The sequence below is a fragment of the Microvirga arabica genome (genome assembly GCF_016811235.1).
In the GTDB taxonomy this organism is placed as follows: domain Bacteria; phylum Pseudomonadota; class Alphaproteobacteria; order Rhizobiales; family Beijerinckiaceae; genus Microvirga; species Microvirga arabica.
This window is the reverse complement of sequence record NZ_JAFBID010000058.1, coordinates 1-16,351: the sequence shown is the minus strand read 5'-3', so window position 1 is coordinate 16,351 and position 16,351 is coordinate 1. Positions and strand designations below refer to the sequence as shown.

General features: G+C 63.0%; 16 protein-coding genes. 3 read left to right on the top strand and 13 right to left on the bottom strand.

The features are described 5' to 3' along the window. Positions 1-121 precede the first annotated feature (121 nt). Positions 122-1,039 carry an arginase family protein gene (locus JQC81_RS22865; RefSeq protein WP_203274115.1) on the bottom strand — a complete coding sequence of 306 codons (918 nt, stop codon included), beginning with the start codon at positions 1,037-1,039 and terminating at the stop codon, positions 122-124. A gap of 364 nt (positions 1,040-1,403) precedes the next feature. Between JQC81_RS22865 and JQC81_RS22860 the strand changes: the two genes are divergently transcribed. Beyond that, complete coding sequence (locus tag JQC81_RS22860) at positions 1,404-2,342, top strand: LysR substrate-binding domain-containing protein (RefSeq protein WP_203274114.1); 939 nt, start codon at positions 1,404-1,406, stop codon at positions 2,340-2,342. Here JQC81_RS22860 and JQC81_RS22855 read toward each other — a convergent pair. The 12 genes from JQC81_RS22855 to JQC81_RS22800 form a co-directional block, all read right to left on the bottom strand. Beyond that, on the bottom strand, positions 2,339-2,689 hold the full coding sequence (locus JQC81_RS22855; protein WP_203274113.1) for a LysR substrate-binding domain-containing protein: 351 nt from the start codon (positions 2,687-2,689) through the stop codon (positions 2,339-2,341). The genes JQC81_RS22860 and JQC81_RS22855 overlap by 4 nt on opposite strands. Before the next feature lie 434 nt (positions 2,690-3,123). Then, positions 3,124-4,149, bottom strand: coding sequence for a phosphotransferase (locus tag JQC81_RS22850; RefSeq protein WP_203274112.1), 1,026 nt, complete (start codon positions 4,147-4,149; stop codon positions 3,124-3,126). A 261-nt stretch (positions 4,150-4,410) separates the two neighbouring features. Beyond that, on the bottom strand, positions 4,411-4,806 hold the full coding sequence (locus JQC81_RS22845; RefSeq protein WP_203274111.1) for a hypothetical protein: 396 nt from the start codon (positions 4,804-4,806) through the stop codon (positions 4,411-4,413). Between the two features lie 99 nt (positions 4,807-4,905). Further along, positions 4,906-5,319: a hypothetical protein gene (locus tag JQC81_RS22840; RefSeq protein WP_210347249.1), complete on the bottom strand. Its 414-nt coding sequence runs from the start codon at positions 5,317-5,319 to the stop codon at positions 4,906-4,908. A 512-nt stretch (positions 5,320-5,831) separates the two neighbouring features. Continuing rightward, entirely contained in the window at positions 5,832-6,230 is a 399-nt protein-coding gene (locus JQC81_RS22835; protein WP_246520608.1) for a Na+/H+ antiporter subunit G, read from the bottom strand. Positions 6,231-6,238: 8 nt separating this feature from the next. Then, positions 6,239-6,508: a K+/H+ antiporter subunit F gene (locus JQC81_RS22830; RefSeq protein WP_203274108.1), complete on the bottom strand. Its 270-nt coding sequence runs from the start codon at positions 6,506-6,508 to the stop codon at positions 6,239-6,241. Beyond that, positions 6,505-6,993, bottom strand: coding sequence for a Na+/H+ antiporter subunit E (locus JQC81_RS22825; protein WP_203274107.1), 489 nt, complete (start codon positions 6,991-6,993; stop codon positions 6,505-6,507). The genes JQC81_RS22830 and JQC81_RS22825 overlap by 4 nt, the downstream gene beginning before the upstream one ends. Next, positions 6,993-8,528, bottom strand: a complete 1,536-nt coding sequence (locus JQC81_RS22820) for a monovalent cation/H+ antiporter subunit D (RefSeq protein ID WP_203274106.1) — start codon at positions 8,526-8,528, stop codon at positions 6,993-6,995. Before JQC81_RS22820 ends, JQC81_RS22825 begins: the two co-directional genes overlap by 1 nt. Beyond that, positions 8,525-8,887, bottom strand: a complete 363-nt coding sequence (locus JQC81_RS22815) for a Na+/H+ antiporter subunit C (RefSeq protein WP_203274105.1) — start codon at positions 8,885-8,887, stop codon at positions 8,525-8,527. The genes JQC81_RS22820 and JQC81_RS22815 overlap by 4 nt, the downstream gene beginning before the upstream one ends. Positions 8,888-8,889: 2 nt before the next feature. Next, entirely contained in the window at positions 8,890-11,766 is a 2,877-nt protein-coding gene (locus JQC81_RS22810) for a monovalent cation/H+ antiporter subunit A (RefSeq protein WP_203274104.1), read from the bottom strand. A 308-nt stretch (positions 11,767-12,074) separates the two neighbouring features. Further along, positions 12,075-12,797 (bottom strand): PRC-barrel domain-containing protein, encoded by a 723-nt coding sequence (locus JQC81_RS22805; RefSeq protein ID WP_203274103.1) that lies wholly within the window; start codon positions 12,795-12,797, stop codon positions 12,075-12,077. Between the two features lie 238 nt (positions 12,798-13,035). Further along, on the bottom strand, positions 13,036-14,214 hold the full coding sequence (locus tag JQC81_RS22800) for an AI-2E family transporter (RefSeq protein WP_203274102.1): 1,179 nt from the start codon (positions 14,212-14,214) through the stop codon (positions 13,036-13,038). A gap of 169 nt (positions 14,215-14,383) precedes the next feature. Here JQC81_RS22800 and JQC81_RS22795 point away from each other — a divergent pair, with 169 nt between their 5' ends. Beyond that, positions 14,384-16,102: a BCCT family transporter gene (locus tag JQC81_RS22795; RefSeq protein WP_246520607.1), complete on the top strand. Its 1,719-nt coding sequence runs from the start codon at positions 14,384-14,386 to the stop codon at positions 16,100-16,102. A 55-nt stretch (positions 16,103-16,157) separates the two neighbouring features. Then, positions 16,158-16,351 (top strand): hypothetical protein (locus JQC81_RS33405; RefSeq protein ID WP_246520606.1); only part of this gene is annotated, 194 nt, incomplete at its 3' end.

Below are 16,351 nucleotides of genomic sequence, written 5' to 3'. Positions count from 1 at the left end.
AAACGCGCGTGGCCCTACTCAGCGGGCCGGAGTTGATCCGGCCCACTAAAAAGGTCCATCTTGAGAGTCGCCTCTTTCAGGCACGTTGATAGGCTCTTTGCCTGTCCACGAGACTATCACTTTACGTCTGAAACACCTTTCGAACCAAGGAAACGATCCTCGCTGCGTATAGGCCCTCCGGGTCAAGATCAGGGTCGAAGATGGTCATCGTCATTCCAGCACAGTGTTGATCCTTCACCAGCACCCGCAGGAGAGTAACAAGATCTTCCTCGTCGATGCCGGGGCTGCCCGGAGAGTCGACGGCTGGCATCACGAGCTGATCGAGGACATCGAGGTCCCAATGAATCCAGAAGGGCCACCCCGGCTGCTGCTGGAGCGTAGCATATGTGCGGGTAGCCACCTCCGCAATTCCAAGGTCACGTGCTGCAAACACGTCGAGCCGGGTGATTGAAGTGCCATTGATATCGGGCCATGGGAAGTCAGCATTACGGCTTTCCCGCTCTCCGATCTGTACGACCTGCTCATCAGGCACGAGGGGGGAGGTCACCATGGGCCACTCCGTTAGGAGCGCTTCCCCTCGTCCGGTCGCTAATGCGAGGTCCATACCGGCCACGGCACCCAAGACTTCTGCCGCGTTGTAGTTGCCAGGATGGCGGAAATCGCTATGGCCATCGACGTGTACAAGCGACAGCGGCCCGTGGCGGCGACATCCTGCCAAGGCGCCAAGCAGGATCGAGCAGTCGCCGCCGACAACCACTGGAAAGGCCGAGATGTCGTCCTTCAGGCCTGCGACGACGTCGGCGAGCCGCAGATTGAAGTCTCTGATGGCCGCTCCGTTGCGGAGTGCCGACCCGGCTTCTGGGTCGCGCCGGGAGATCGGTCGCTCAAGATCAATGATACGCAAGGGTGACAGCGCATCGACCAAGCCTGCCTCTGTCAGCGCATGAGGAGCTCTCCACGTTCCTGGCTCGTGCTGCGGCGCTAATGGGCGCAGGCCTAGATTGGATGGGGCGCGAACAAGTACAGCTCTGCGGGTCATGGCGCCTCTCGCTTATGCTTCGTGCGGGTTTGCAGACCGAAGCGTATGAGAACGGCAGTTCGGAGCCGGAAATTGTCAACTGGAGCCATATGCAGGTTCGGCCCGGTTCGCAGGTGGAACCTGATACAAGGATGCTCCGCGCTCGAATGGAAGGTCTGCGAGTTGTTCGAGAGACATCCGCTGTAGGGCCGGATGGGATAGGGGATCCTGCTGGCACTCAAGGCGTGCTATAGCCTCCCAGTCGGTTGACGGCCGAAGAAAACAGTGTGTGAGCCGCGACAGTAGGTTCATCATGCACAAATCCTGAACCTTCCCCGGCCGCGAAGGAATGGCGTTTTTCTGCTGCTGGCTTTAGAAAAGCTATATGCGAAACCTGAACCGCTTTCATCTCAATGGCCTGCGCGCACTCGAAGCGGCCGGGCGTCTCGGCAACCTGCGCGCCGCGGCCGAGGAGCTCGGCGTCACGGTCGGGGCGGTGAGCCAGCAGATCCTGAAGGCCGAGGAGCAGTTCGGCCGCCCTCTGTTCGAGCGGCACCCGAAGGGCCTCAGGCCCACCGCCTTCGGGCAGGACGTGCTGCGCTACCTGAGCGCGGGCTTTGCCGAGATCTCGACCGGGCTGACACTCGCTGAGCGGCGGCGCGAGGGGGTGCTAACCGTATCGGTCGCGCCGGTCTTCGCCAGCAAGTGGCTGGTCTGGCGCCTGCAGCGCTTCCGGGAGCAGCATCCCGACATCCGCATCCGCATCGACGCGGACGTCTCCCTGGTCGACCCCGGCTCCTCGGACGTGGATGTATGCATCCGGGTTGGCCGCGGCGGCTGGCCGAATGTGAAGGCCGAGAAGCTGCTCGACCAGCTCATCTTCCCCGTGTGCAGCGCGGCAATAGGGGAACGCCTGCGCCACCCGCGCGACCTCGCCGCTGTGCCGATCATCCGGGAGCCAACGCCCATGTTCGGCTGGAACGCGTGGCTCGGACCCAACGGGCTCGACGAGTCCATCCTCGGGGATGGGCCCGTCTTCTCGGACGCGTCGCTCTGCCTGGATGCGGCGGTGGCAGGCCAGGGCGTATTCCTCGGCTGGGAGACGCTCGCCTGCGATGCCATCGCCATGGGGCGTCTCGTGGCGCCTTTTCCCGACCGCTACGACACGGGCATATCCTACTGGTTCGTGACGGCTCGGTCGGCACCAATGACGCGAGCCGCTGCAGCCTTCCGTGACTGGCTCAAGGCCGAATTGGCTGTTGAGCAGTCTTCAGCTGCTGCAGTTGCAGCGTTCACACATAGCGGGACGAACTCCATGACTTAAGCGGCTGGGCCCATCGCATCAGGCCTGAGTACGGCCTTCGCCGTATCAATGAACGCTCGCAGCTTCGGCGACAGAGAGGCTCGCCGCGGGAAGTAAAGAAATAGGCCAGGCTCCTCAATGGACGCTTCCGGTAAAACTTGGATCAAACGCTCTACTCGCAGATACTCGCGCACCAGGGGTTCGAATACATAGACGAGCCCAATATCAGAGAGCGCAAGATCAACAGCATAGAGCGGATCATTGATGATTACGGCGAGCCAGACGCCGCCGACGCCGAGGCCAATTCCCATCAGCAGGATGAGGGCCCCCGTGGCCCAGAGAACCGGGCTGCGTCCATTGTGCTGCATTATCGAGCTCCCGAGCGGTCCGCAAGACAACGGTTCGCGATTCGTATTGTTCGGCACGCCGGTGGGCTGCCATCGGGCGGCAGGAGCAGCCCTCAAAAGACAAGAGGCATTGGAAAGCGTGAGGCGGCAATCTTGAACAAGTCAGATTTGACTGATTCGAACCAGCTGGCGCGGCAGCTCGGACACTCACCACCGCGGCCCGAAAAGGGGGAGAGAATTTGCTCCGGAGCTATCCCTACAAGCTCCGGGTCGCGAGTTGGAACGTGGTTGCGGTTCGACTTCGTTTTGTTGGCCACCTCCACAAACGCGTTCGCGATGGCCCCAGCGGCTCCGACGTGGCCTCACCCGGAAGCTTCACTTCCCCTAACGAGCGTGTGGCACAGCACCCGCTAACTGCTTCTGGTGGCGTGGGTGATTGCTTCAGAGCAGCCACTTCATCGCCACCACGCATCCGCCCGGCGGACAACGCGGAGCGCGTCCTGGGCAGCCCTGGCCGCGGCGGCGCGCTGCCGCGAGGACTGACAGCCGTTCCTTGCGATGCGCAGATGATGGAGCAGGGCACCTGACAAAGCGTTCGACGCCGCAGCCATCCAGTATACTGCCCGCACCGAAGGGGTCAGCCTCCGGTCCATGCCCATCGCCGACAGGTAGGAGGCGAGCAACGTGTCGTGACGCCGCCGGCCCTCCGGCTCCCAATAGCCGACCGCCTGCAGCCACGAGCTGACATCCTCCAGCGGCGAGGCGACACGCGCCCGGCCCCAGTCGAGGAGGATCGGCTTATCCTGCCCGTGCCGCCGACCCATGAGGACGTTGCCGGGGTGGAGATCGCCATGAATGGGCCGAGAGCCGAACGGGCGTTCAGACAGCAACTGCCTCCTGAGGGCAGGAAGGGCGCGAACCACCCGGTCGAGAGCCGGCAGGTCTCGCACCAGGATCGCCAGGTCGGGGTCGCTCCGGCAATTTTCCAGGGCCTCCCGTGTCTGCTCTGCGACAGCCTGGAGGTCTTCCTCATAGTCCCATTCGGGAACAAGCGCCGCCGCCCCCGCGGCGTCCGCATGGAGTTCCGCCAAGCGGACCAGAAGCTCCTCTCCCGCCTTGAGGCTGCGCCACGGCCAAGAGGTCGTCCGGCGAACGGCCTCGATCAGCAGGAGAACGTTGCCGGGTCCGGACTCCTCGACCGCCAGAAGCCCGGGAGCCAGGTTTCGAGCGTGCGCGGCCACAAGACCTTGATAAACCGCAGCCTCACGCGCAGGGCGGCCCGTCAGCTGCTTCGCGACGAGCCGGAACATCTGCTGACGGTGGGAATGGCTGCGGTAGCGCACCGTCACCAGGGTGACACCAGAAGCCTCGATGCCGCCCCGCAGGGGCTTGCCCTCGATGTGAATGTCCTGTGCTGGCGCGTTTGTAACCTGCTGAAGTACCTGGCCGATTGCGTTTGTGAGTTCAATTCGCTTCTCCATCCGTCATGGATGGTACTGGCCGAATACCTATTCAACCCTGCTCCAGTTTATTCGGCGATATCGGACGCAGGTAGAGAGAGAGCTTAGCTGATCGACCCGTGCTGCCAGTGAGGTTTACGGATCGCGCGATTGAGGAGTACCGGGGAGCAGGACGTCATAGCCCCTTCGGCTGCATTCGCCATACCACTTGCGACCAGCGGCTTTCGGTATTGACGACCGTGCCTGAACCTCCTGAGTGTCGGGGCTTTGGCACTACTGCTTTCAATTCGGCATGGTCCGGAGCTGGTCTGCCGTCAGGCCCGTGGTCAGACGCTCACCTTGCAGGTTCACCTGATCGACGCCGACAACCACTTCCCGCTCATCAGCGCCGGGTACATCGATTTCCACCACCGAGGCTGTTATCCGGCCAGAGGGGGGCTGCAACAACTCTTCGATCTCAGCGATTTTCTGTGCCGGAGGCGAGGACAGATCCATGTCCTCGACACGGTCCACCGAGATGTTCCAGGGCTGGACCATGCGGTCGTCGTCATCCACCTCCGTCAGCCCATTGAGGTTTGGGATCAAGCCAGTCTGGACGAGGGCGTTCTGCTGCGCGCCGGCAGTGCTGGCGACGAGCCAGGACGGCCAAGCAGGTCCACGGGCCCGGGCTGCGTCCACCGCGCTGCATGAGCAGGCTCCCAAGCCGTCAGCAGCATAACGGCCTCACTCCAACTATTCAGGCCCGCAGGTCGCCGCGATTGAACGGCAGGACCGCTTTCAAGGGACAAGAACCACAGGAGCACGCGAGGCGACGACTTCAAATGGGTCCGATCTCACCGAGTCGAACCAGCCCGCCCTGTAGGACAGATGCCCCATCACAGCAGCCTGGAACGGCGACAGGACCTGCTCCAGATCGGCTGCCTCAAAGTCGAGATCAATCGGCGGGAGAAGCGCTGCATTACGGGATCGGGTACGAAGCAGGTCAAGCTGCTCCCTGACGTTCTCCGCCACACCCGGACGATATTCTCCGATGGGCAGGATCGAAATGCTGGCTTCTGGCCAGAGACCGAGCTCCAAATATCCACGCGCCAGCTGTGAGCACCTTTCCGTGCTGGAAAGGACGAAAACAACTTTCCTGACGTTGAGCGGTTTGCGCGAAACCCGGAGAATAGCGACGTCGCTGCGCCGCACGAGAAACTCTGCGACCTCGCTCCAGCCCTCCGCCCAGCCTCCATCCATTCCCACATTGGCGGGAACGAGCACAAGGTCGGACTCAGCCGCCTTCGCGGTCAACTCCCGAATGTCTGATCCGCCAACAACCCGGCTTACCCGGAGCCTATTGTCATGGCCGTGAGCTTCGAACTCCTCAATCGCTGACCTTGCGGATTGGTGCATGGCTACGGGGTCAATATCCTCGACCAAAGACCGCAAGCTGTGACTGAAGGTAGGGCGTGGCGGGGGAGTGAAAGGATCAACTGGAGCGACTGCCGTCAGCCGCATGGCGTGAGCAGCCGTGATTTCGAATGACATCGCAATCGTAGCAGGTTGGGCTTGGCCGCCCAGAAGGAGGCAGGCCACCGTTCCAGGATGATGCCCAAGCCCGAATTTCTGCGTGATCCTCGGGACAGTTCCAGGCTGCATGTGACCTCTTTTCTATTCATCAGCAGCAAAAAGGATGTGACCCGTGCCTCATGTGGCGGCCGTTATGGAGTTGAGATCGTCCGCGTGACTTCCGAACGCTCATCGGCCTCCGCAGGATCGAGCGTAGCCCAGCCAACAGATCGGCCGGTGTCGGGGAGCGCTTTCCGTTCCCGGGTCTCGCGAAGGATATGAGCCTTGGCAATCATCTGTGCGGTCACAGGTGCGGTCAGGAACAGAAACAGGGTGATCAGGAGCTCGTGAATCGATGGATTTCCCTCGACCGCCCAGAAATACAGCATGGACGCGATCAACATCGAGCCAATGCCGAGAGTAGTCGCTTTCGTCGGACCGTGAAGGCGCCGCATCAGATCCGGCAATTTGGCGAGCCCCAGTGAGCCGACGAAGAGAAAGAACGAGCCGACGAGGACGAGAAGGGAGATGACGACTTCCACGATGACCATGAGGCTTCTCATTCAATGATGTTGCCGCGCAGGAGGTATTTGCACAGGGCGACGGTGGTCACGAAGCCGACCATGGCGAAGAGGAGGGCCGTCTCGAAGTACATCGTCGTGCGAAACCACAGACCAATGACCACGATCAGCCCGATGGTATTGATCACCAAGGTATCGAGAGCCAGAATCCGGTCGAGCACGCCAGGGCCGCGCGTCAGGCGGTAAAGGGTCAGAAGGCTTGCGACTGCGATGGTCGCGGTGGCGATGATGCAGGCGATGTCGATCATTCGAAGATCTCCTTGAGGCGGCGCTCGTAGCGCTCCTTGATCTGGGCGACGGTCGCGGCGGGATCGGTGGTCTCCAAGCAATGGACAAGCAGCGAGCGTCCGTCGGCGGAGAGGTCTGCGCTGACGGTGCCCGGGGTCAATGTGATAGTTCCCGCCAAGGCTGTGATGGCCTCTGCCGTGGTCAGGTCGAGCGGAACGGTGACGTACTGGGACCGGAGCGTGTCGCCGCGCCGGAACAGAACCCAATAGGCCACCTGAACGTTCGAAACGGCGATGTCCTTCAGCACGATGCCGAAGTACTCCAGGACCGCGAAAGGCCGCCGGATACGTGGCTTGTCTGGCCAGTAGCGGCTCGTCAGCTTCGGGATCCCCCAGCCGAGAAGGATGCCGAGCGCCACGGCACCGGCCGAGATGTCGTTCACGAGCAGCACCCAGACGAGCGCGATAACGATGCTGAGGATCGGTTGCGGAAAAAGCCGGGCCATCACCGCACCTCCGTTGCCCGTTGCGCCTGAGCCGGTCGGCCCAGAACCGCATCCACATAGGATTGCGGCGTCACGAGCTGCTGCGCCGTTGCTTCCAGGTGTCGGGTCACCGGGCCGGCACCAAGCGAGAGCAGGGCGGTTCCGACAATGAGAATCGCCGCTGGCGCTAGGGAGGCGGCGCGAGCGGGAGCTGGAGGCTCAAGGGTGCCCGCTACAGCCTCGCTCTTCCAGAACAGCATCGTGCCAGCCCGACTGAAGCCGATGATGACTAACAGGCTTGTTGCAAGCACGATGCCCCAGATCCATCCGGCCGCACCGGAGGTGCGGGTCGCATCGAGGATCATCAGCTTGCCGATGAATCCGGACAGGGGCGGCAGGCCGCTCATGGCAATGGCAGCGAGAAAGAACAGGCCGCCCAGCACCGCAGCATTCGCCATGACAGGGCTGGGCTCAAGATCGTCGCGCGAGCGCCCCCGCCGGGAGGCGATCAGGTCACTGAGCAGGAACAGGGCTCCTCCGATCAAAGTCGAGTGCAGGGTGTAGTAGAGGGCAGCGGTCAGGCTTCGCTCGTCGAAGAGAGACACGGCAACAAGAAGAGAGCCCATTGACCAGACCACTGCGAAGCAAACAAGGTCGACCAGCACGCGGCTCGCCAGGACGCCGATGGCGCCAATCGCAAGCGTCGCCAACGCAGCCGGTAGGATCCAGGGCGCCGCGATGGATGCGGCAGCCCCTCCCTCTGCCCCGAAGACGAGCGTGAACACACGAATGATGGCGTAAGCGCCTACCTTGGTCATGATGGCAAAGAGGGCTGCGACGGGGGCAGGGGCTGCGGCATAGGCGGTGGGTAACCACCAATGCAGGGGAACCAGCGCGGCCTTCAGGGCGAACACCAGGAACAGCAGCAGGGCGCCGGTGCGCAGCAGCGCGACATCGCCGGCGGCCACCTGGCTGACCTTCCCAGCCAGGTCCGCCATGTTGAGCGTGCCGGTTACGCCGTAGATGATACCGACGGCGAAGAGAAACAGCGTCGAGCCGAGGAGGTTGATCGCCACATACTGGAAACCTGCGCCGAGGCGGCGTGGTCCGCCGCCGTGGAGAAGCAGCCCGTAGGAGGCGATCAGCATCACCTCGAAGAAAACGAACAGGTTGAACACGTCCCCGGTCAGAAAAGCCCCATTGATGCCCATGAGCTGGAACTGGAAGAGAGGATGGAAATGGTGTCCCTTCTCGTCCCATCCCCGGATGGCGTGAAGCATCACGGCTGACGCCAGAATGCCCGAGAGCAGGACCATCGTGGCGGACAGCCGGTCCAGCACGAGGACGATCCCGAACGGTGCCGGCCAGTCTCCGAGCCTGTAGGACAGAACGTCACCCTCAATGGCGAGCATGAAAAGCCTGATGCTGGCCAGGCACAGGAGAGCGGTTGCCGCCAGCGACACCTGACGCTGCAGGTTCGGGGACCGCCGGAGCAGCAGCAGCAGCGCCGCCGCCATGGCCGGGATGATGATGGGGGCGATGATCCAGCCGCTCATGAGGTCAGCCGCTCGTCAACAGGCTCGGGCAGCTTCGGGATGCCCTCGTCCACCCGGTCCGATCCCGTCTCAAGGAACCCGCGCAGTGCCAGCACCACGATCAGGGCCGTCATGCCGAACGAGATCACGATGGCGGTCAGCACCAGGGCCTGCGGGAGCGGGTCCGCGTAGACCGTCGTGTCGGACGCGATGATTGGCGGCCTGTCGACGGCCAGCCGTCCCATGGCGAAGAGGAAGACATTCACCCCATAGGAGAGAAACGTCATGCCGATGATGACCGGAAAGCTGCGCCCGCGCAGGATCAGGTAGATGCCGGCGGCGCTCAGCACCCCAATGGCGCTTGCAACGAGGATCTCCATGGTCAGGGCTCCTTTCCAAGGACGGTGGCTGGGGGCGCAACGGCGGCGGCTGGGTGACGCAGCTGAATGTCGGACGGACCTGCAGGCACCGGCTTGCGTTCGGCGCGGGCCTCCACCCGTGCGATCTGGGCAAGCGACAGCAGAACGGTTCCGACCACCGCGAAGAAGACACCGGTGTCGAACGCCATCGCCGAGGCGAGCTCGAACTCGCCGATGACGGGAAGATGGACGTAGCCGAAGGTGCTGGTCAGGAAGGGACGGCCGAACAGGAGAGAGCCGAGGCCTGTGAGACCCGCCAGCAGCACCCCGAGGCCGAGCATCGTGTGGGCGTTCAGGCGCAGGCGCTCCGCGGTCCAGACATAGCCGCTTGCCATCGCCTGCATCAGGAGCGCGATGGCAACCACGAGCCCGGCAACGAAGCCGCCGCCAGGCTGGTTGTGGCCACGCAGGAAGATGAAGGCGCCGACCGTCAGGGCAAGCGGCAGGAGCACGCGGGTGACCACGACGAGCATGAGCGGGTGGGCGTCCGCAGCCTCCTCGCCCTGGCGCATAGAGGCCAGACGGCGCGCGGCGGCACCCCGGAGCGAGCTGTCGAGCAGGGCGTAGATGGCGAGAGCCGCGATGCACAGCACGATGATCTCGCCGAATGTGTCGAAGCCGCGGAAGTCGACGAGGATCACGTTGACAACGTTCGTGCCGCCGCCGCCGGGCTTGGACTGCGCCAGGTGGTATTCGGAGATGGGCTGGAAGTCCCGCGTCATCACGGCGTAAGCGAGGCCCGCTAGGCCGAGGCCTGCCACACTGGCGATGACGCCGTCCCACGCACGACGGAGCCAGCCAGTTTCCCTGGGTGTCGTGCGGGGCAGGAGATTGAGGGCCAGCAGCAGCAGGATCGTCATGACCACCTCGACCGAGATCTGCGTCAGCGCGAGATCCGGGGCCGAGAACTGAATGAAGGCAATCGACACGCCGAGCCCCACGAGGCTGGTCAGAAGGAGCGTGAGGAGGCGGTTGGGGTGCAGCACCACAACCGCCACGCTGGTGGCCAGGAGAGTGGCCCAGATGACCAGCGCCGGCCCGTTGACGGGCAGGGGAGCCCTGGTTCCCGCCGCGTGGGTTCCCGTCATGAACCCGGCGCCGCCGACGATGATGAGGGCCACAATGATCGTCGCGAAGTAGCGGGGCAGCGACTCGGTATGGAGCGCCGCGACTACGATCCTGGCCCCACGGGCGGCGCTGTCGAGCACCCGGTCGAAGATCCGCTTTGCCTCCGGGCGCGGCATGGCGAGGCGGAGGCGGTCCAGCGGCTTGTACGCCATCAGAAGCGCCGCTCCGCCGGCGAGCGCCACGACGCTCATCATCAGGGCGGGAGTGAAGCCGTGCCAGAGGGCGAGATAGTAGGACGGCAGAGCCTGACCGCCGATGACAGCGAGGGCAGTCCGTTCCACCACAGGGCCGGCGATCACCGCCGGCAGAAGGCCAATGGCGATCACCGGAACAACCAGGGTCGCGACGGGGAGCCAGAGCCCGAGCGGGGGATCGTGGGGGTGGTGCGGGTAGTCTGTCCGGACCGGACCCAGGTAAGTCGCGATGGCAAGCCGGACCGAATAGGCGACCGAGAGTAGGGCGCCGACAGTGGCCAGGGTCGGCATGATCCAGGGGTTGCCCGCATAGGGCGTGTGCACAACCTCCTCCAGCATCATTTCCTTCGACAGGAAGCCGTTGAGCAGCGGCAGGCCCGCCATGGACCCGGCCGCGATGAGGGCGAGGGTGGCGCTGATCGGCATCAGATGCAGGAGGCCGCCGAGGCGCCGGACGTCGCGCGTGCCCGCCTCGTGGTCCACGATGCCCGCGCTCATGAACAGCGCCGCCTTGAAAGTGGCATGGTTGAGGATGTGGAAGACGGCCACCACCGCGGCCATCGGCGTGCCCAACCCCAGCAGCATGGTCATCAGGCCAAGATGGCTGACGGTGGAATAGGCGAGGATCGCCTTCAGGTCATCCTTGAACAGGGCAATCCAGGCTCCGATCAGCATAGTGATCAGCCCGGTCATGGAAACGATGAGGAACCAAGCTTCCGTTCCCGCAAGCGCGGGCCACAGGCGGGCCATGAGGAACACGCCTGCCTTCACCATGGTGGCTGAGTGCAGATAGGCCGACACCGGCGTCGGAGCCGCCATGGCGTGCGGCAGCCAGAAGTGAAACGGGAACTGGGCCGATTTGGTGAAGGCGCCACCCAGGACGAGAAGCAGCATTGGAAGGTAGAGCGGCGAGGCCTTGATCACATCGCCCCGCTGTAGGATCTCGGTCAGCTCGTAGGATCCCGCGATCTGGCCGAGGAGGAGGAGACCTGCAAGCAGCAGGAGGCCGCCGCCGCCGGTCACGACCAGCGCCATGCGCGCGCCCTGGCGTCCCTCAGGAAGGGCGCGCCAGTAGCCGATCAACAGGAAGGAACTCAGGCTCGTGAGTTCCCAAAACACAACCAGCAGAAGAATGTTGTTGCTGATGACAACGCCCACCATGGCCCCCTGGAACAGGAGAAGGTAGGCATAGAAACGCCCCATTGGGTCTTTCTCGCTTAAATAGTAGCGAGAGTAGATGATGATCAGCAGGCCGATGCCGAGGATCATCGCCGCGAAGAAGAACCCCAGTCCATCCAGGAACACGCTGAATGACAGGCCGAACTGCGGCAGCCACTCGTAGGTTGCTTGAACAAGCTCGCCCCGGTAAATCGCCGGCGCAGCAGCTGCCAGGATGAGGAGCGCGGCGACCGTGAAAATCGCAGCTGACACTGCGCACAGGGAGCGCCCCGACCGGATTGCCAACGGAGGGAAGATGGCTGCCAGAAGCGGCAGTATCGGGAGCAGTACGATGTTCAATGTAGCGTCCCATCTGGAGCCGCGCCGGTGACATGGAATTGGGTATGGCGCTCGTAGCCCGGCTGAGTGCTGTGCCCGTCAACGCCTGGATCAACCCGGAGGACCGTGTCGGCACCGGTCTAAGTGCTCAACTCATCAGGAGAGAGTGCGTTTCCCGGCGCTGCCCGGCTTTGTCCAATTCGCCCGGCCCGATAAAGGCGGCGAGGCGGAGACGAGGGGCGCCGCAACGGCACCCCTCATTTGAGGCCAACCCTGTAGGAGGGATTGCAGGTGCCCTGGGGATCCGCCCCGGGATCCTCCCGGACCTCCTACTGCTGTGGAGCGTTCGGCGGGGTGTTGCCGGGAGTGTTCACGTTCCGGGGCGGCGGGGTGGTGTTGCCAGCGGCGCTGGCGCGGTTCTGATCGTTGGCGTAGCGGAACTCGGGAGCGTTCTGCAGGTCGGCCTTGGTCATCTTCACCATGGCGCGGGCCGGCATGTTGGGGTCGGTGCCAGCCGCTGCCGTGCCGGTTCCGGCGGTTGTGCCCCCGGTACCTGCGCCGCCTAGGGTTCCGGCTGCTCCGGGCGAGCCGGTGGTGCCGGCCGCGGTGCTGCCGGTGGTCGCCGGCTGGTTCGTCCGGCTTGTGGCTGTGCTGGGCACGGTCACGCCGCCGGCCGTGTTCGTGCCGGAGTTGCCTTGAGTGGCGGTCCCGGAGGAGGCCTGAACCTCTTGGTTCGACATCCACTGCACCTGATCGAACGGAATGGCCACATCCTTCTGGCCGATGCCCAGGAAGCCGCCGACGCCTACGACGAGACCGTGGATCTTGCCCTGACGGTCCACGAGCACCTCATCGATGTCGCCGATCTTCTGGTTGTCGGCCCCGTACACGTCGATGCCCATCAGCTGTGACCCGCGCATCAGGTCTTGTGGCATCTGGGTCATCACCTGACCAGGACCGGCAGGCTGGGTCGGAGCCGTGGTTTGGGCAAAACTCGGTCCGGCCAGCAGGGCGGCTGCGGCAAGGCCTGCTGCAAGCTTCATCTTCAGCATCGTCTGTCTCCTTCGAACAGGGCGGCTTGGACACCAGCCAAGCAAACGGACAGGCCTGGACAAGGTTCTGCAGCATCTCAGTACTTTGTGTTGTGCTCCTGTTTGGACGCAGCTCAGGAAGCCGGCGCTGCGATCCAATGACCGATATGAGATTAACTAACGGGGTCGTCACCAACTCTACAGGCGAGCCCCTGACGATCCCGAGTTCTCAAATCTACATTGATGAGCTTGTGCAGGCTCATTTTGCCTTGGGCATAGCGTCATCACTTGGTGTCTCCTCACCTGGAACGCTGGTGTCCTCACCCAAGGTTTGGCGGACCCAGAGTTTCTTGACGAGAACGGTGATGGCGACCGCCAGCGGCACCGCAAGGAAGATGCCGGGCAAACCGAACAACAGTCCGAACACCCCAATGGCGAACAGCACCACCACGGGCGGTATTGCTACCGCCCGCTTCTGGATAAACGGCGTGATGACGTTTCCCTCGATCTGCTGGATCGTCAATATCCATCCCACGGTCCACAGCAGGCTCTGCAAATCCATGGTGAGCGCAAAGACAAGGGCCGGAATGGCACCCAGGATGGGGCCAACAAACGGCACAAAGTTGGTGACGGCGGCGATGGTGGCTAGTGCCACAGGAGACGGCAGGCCGATCCACCAATACGCCAAGCCCGATGCGAGGCCCACCAGCACCATTGTGACGAGCTGCCCGGCAAACCAGAGCCGCAGCGCCTTGCCAGTCACGTCCATAGCGTCAAAGATGCGTGCGTGCTGGCTCGGGGGCAGGAGCTTGGCGACCCCACGACGGTATAGGCGCGGATCGGCGGCAAGGTAGATCGACGCGATGACCGCCAGCGCCAGATCGGCCAAGGCTCCGGCAACGGTGTAGCCGAGACCTGCCGCCCGGGACAGGACACCGGGCCCCAGATTCGAAGAGATAGTGCTCTCAAGCTCCTCGCTGGCGTTGCTGATGCCGATCCGACTGCCAACAGCATCAATGGCGTCGGGCAGCCTCTCGAACACCTGAGCAATCTGCCCCCAGATCTGGGACCCAAACAGGACCAGAAATGCCGCCGCCAAAATCGCAACGATGAGGATAGCCGCGGTTAGGGTCCACTGCTCCGGAATAGGGGTGTGCCGCGCGATGAGGTCCGCAAATGCTCTGAGAAGAACAGCCAGCAGAACCGCGGCGAACAGAAGCAGCAGAATTCCTGAGATGCGCCAAAGGAAATAGGCGAGCCCCAGGACCACCAGCGTGAGCAGGAGCCGTCGGAGATAATCCCAATCCCGCTCCAGGCCGGGGCTACCCAACCTTTGCCGCCAGGAGGCCTGATGGATTTCTGACATGGAGTGCTTGCCTGTCGGTTCCGCCATGCCTTCACCTTCGAGCATCAGCCCAATCAGAAAGGCAGATGCCATTACGCTTCCAGTTGATGACCCGACCTCGCGACTAGCGTAACCGTTCGTGTTTGAGACGCCAAGGACGGTAGGATGCTCCGAAAGCAAGATGCTGGCCCGGGTGGACCTTATCCAACCATCAAGGATTATCGGGAGGAGGTGGGCGCAAGCGGTCATAGGAAAGACGGCGATGCCACGGCCGGATATTGAGCAGCCAACGCCCCACATCAACAGGCCTGTCTTTCTCATCTCGGCAGGCCTCATCGCAGTGTTCGTGGCGTTCGGCGCTATCCGGCCCGAAGTTGCCAGCGCCTCCTTCACAGCTGTGCAGCAATCCATCGTCGAAGGATTCGGCTGGTTCTACATCGCCGCAGTGGCGGGGTTTCTCGGCTTTGCTCTCTTTCTCATGCTGAGCCGCTATGGCGAGGTCAAACTCGGCTCGGACGATGCCGAGCCCGACTACAGCTATGTGTCATGGTTTGCGATGCTGTTCAGCGCAGGAATGGGGATCGGCCTCATGTTCTTCGGCGTGGCTGAACCGATCTTCCATTATACGGCGCCGCCCGTGGGTCCCGGCAACACGCTGGACGCCGCGCGCCAATCCATGGTGATCACCTTCTTCCATTGGGGCATGTATGCCTGGGCCGTCTACATCGTGGTCGGCTTGGCCCTGGCCTACTTTTCGTTCCGCCACAACCTGCCTCTCACGGTCCGCTCGGCGCTCTACCCGGTTCTGGGAGAGCGCATCCATGGTTCGGTCGGGAACGCCGTCGACATCTTCGCGATGTTCGGGACCATGTTCGGGGTCGCGACCTCGCTCGGACTGGGCGTGCTGCAAGTCAATGCCGGGCTTGAGCATCTCTTCGGGTTGCCCTCAACTGTCGGCATCCAACTCGCGCTCATTGCCGGCATCACGGCCCTTGCCACAGTCTCAGTAGTTCTTGGCCTTGACGTCGGCATCCGCCGCCTCAGCGAGCTCAACGTCATTCTGGCCATCCTCATTCTTGGCTTTGTTCTCATCGCCGGTCCGACTCTCTTCCTCCTCCGGGCCCTGATGCAGAACATCGGCGCGTATCTCAGTGACGTCGTGCGTCTGACCTTTCGGACCTATGCCTATGAGCCGAATGAGTGGCTTGGTAGCTGGACCCTGTTCTACTGGGGCTGGTGGATCTCCTGGTCGCCTTTCGTCGGCATGTTCATCGCCCGCATCTCCCGCGGACGCACCATTCGCGAGTTCGTCATGGGCGTGCTTCTTGTCCCGGTTCTTTTCACCTTCCTCTGGATGACGGTCTTCGGCGACACGGCCCTGTGGATGCAGATGAATGGCATTGCTCCCATTGCCCAAATCGTCACGGACAACATGCCCGTGGCTCTCTTCGTGCTCCTGGAGGCGCTGCCGCTGTCAACGCTTACATCGCTTGTGGCAATGCTGCTCATCGTTACCTTCTTCGTGACCTCCGCCGACTCGGGAGCGCTGGTGATTTCCATCATCGCCTCGGGTGGGTCGGAAGAGCCGCCCGTGTGGCAGCGGGTGTTCTGGGCACTGGCAGCGGGCGTTGTTGCCGCCGTCCTCCTCGTTGCCGGTGGGCTCCAGTCGTTGCAGACAGCCGCCATCGCCGGTGCGTTGCCGTTCGCAGTCATTATGGTTGTCCTGTGCTACGGGTTGCTGCGGGCCTTGCAGAACGAGCGCGTGCATCCGGCTGAGCGCTTGGGCATCTCGGCGTATCGTCCAGGTCCCCAGGTCACCGTTGGTGGCAATTGGCAGCGGAGCCTGAACCGCATCATCCGCTTTCATGGCCGTGACGAGGTGAATGCCTTCCTCGACCAGAGCGTCAAGCCAGCCCTTGAGGCCGTGGCTGTACAACTGCGGGAGCGAGGCTTGGAGGCTCAGGTCGCGCGAAGCCGATAGTGTCAAGATCATTGTTCCGCACGGCCCACATGATGAGTTTTGTTATCAAGTGGCCATGCGCAGCTATCGCGTGCCGAGCTTTGCGTTCCCCGAGCTCGCGCCGCGCGAGGGCAAGGAGCGGCGCCACTTTCGGGCTGAGGTTTTTCTGTCGGACGGCGCACAGCACTATGAAGGGATGTGTCGCAAACTTTTTGTTTCAGAGTTCCGGCTACAACGTCGAGGCGACAGTGAGGGGGGACGCGGTGTTCA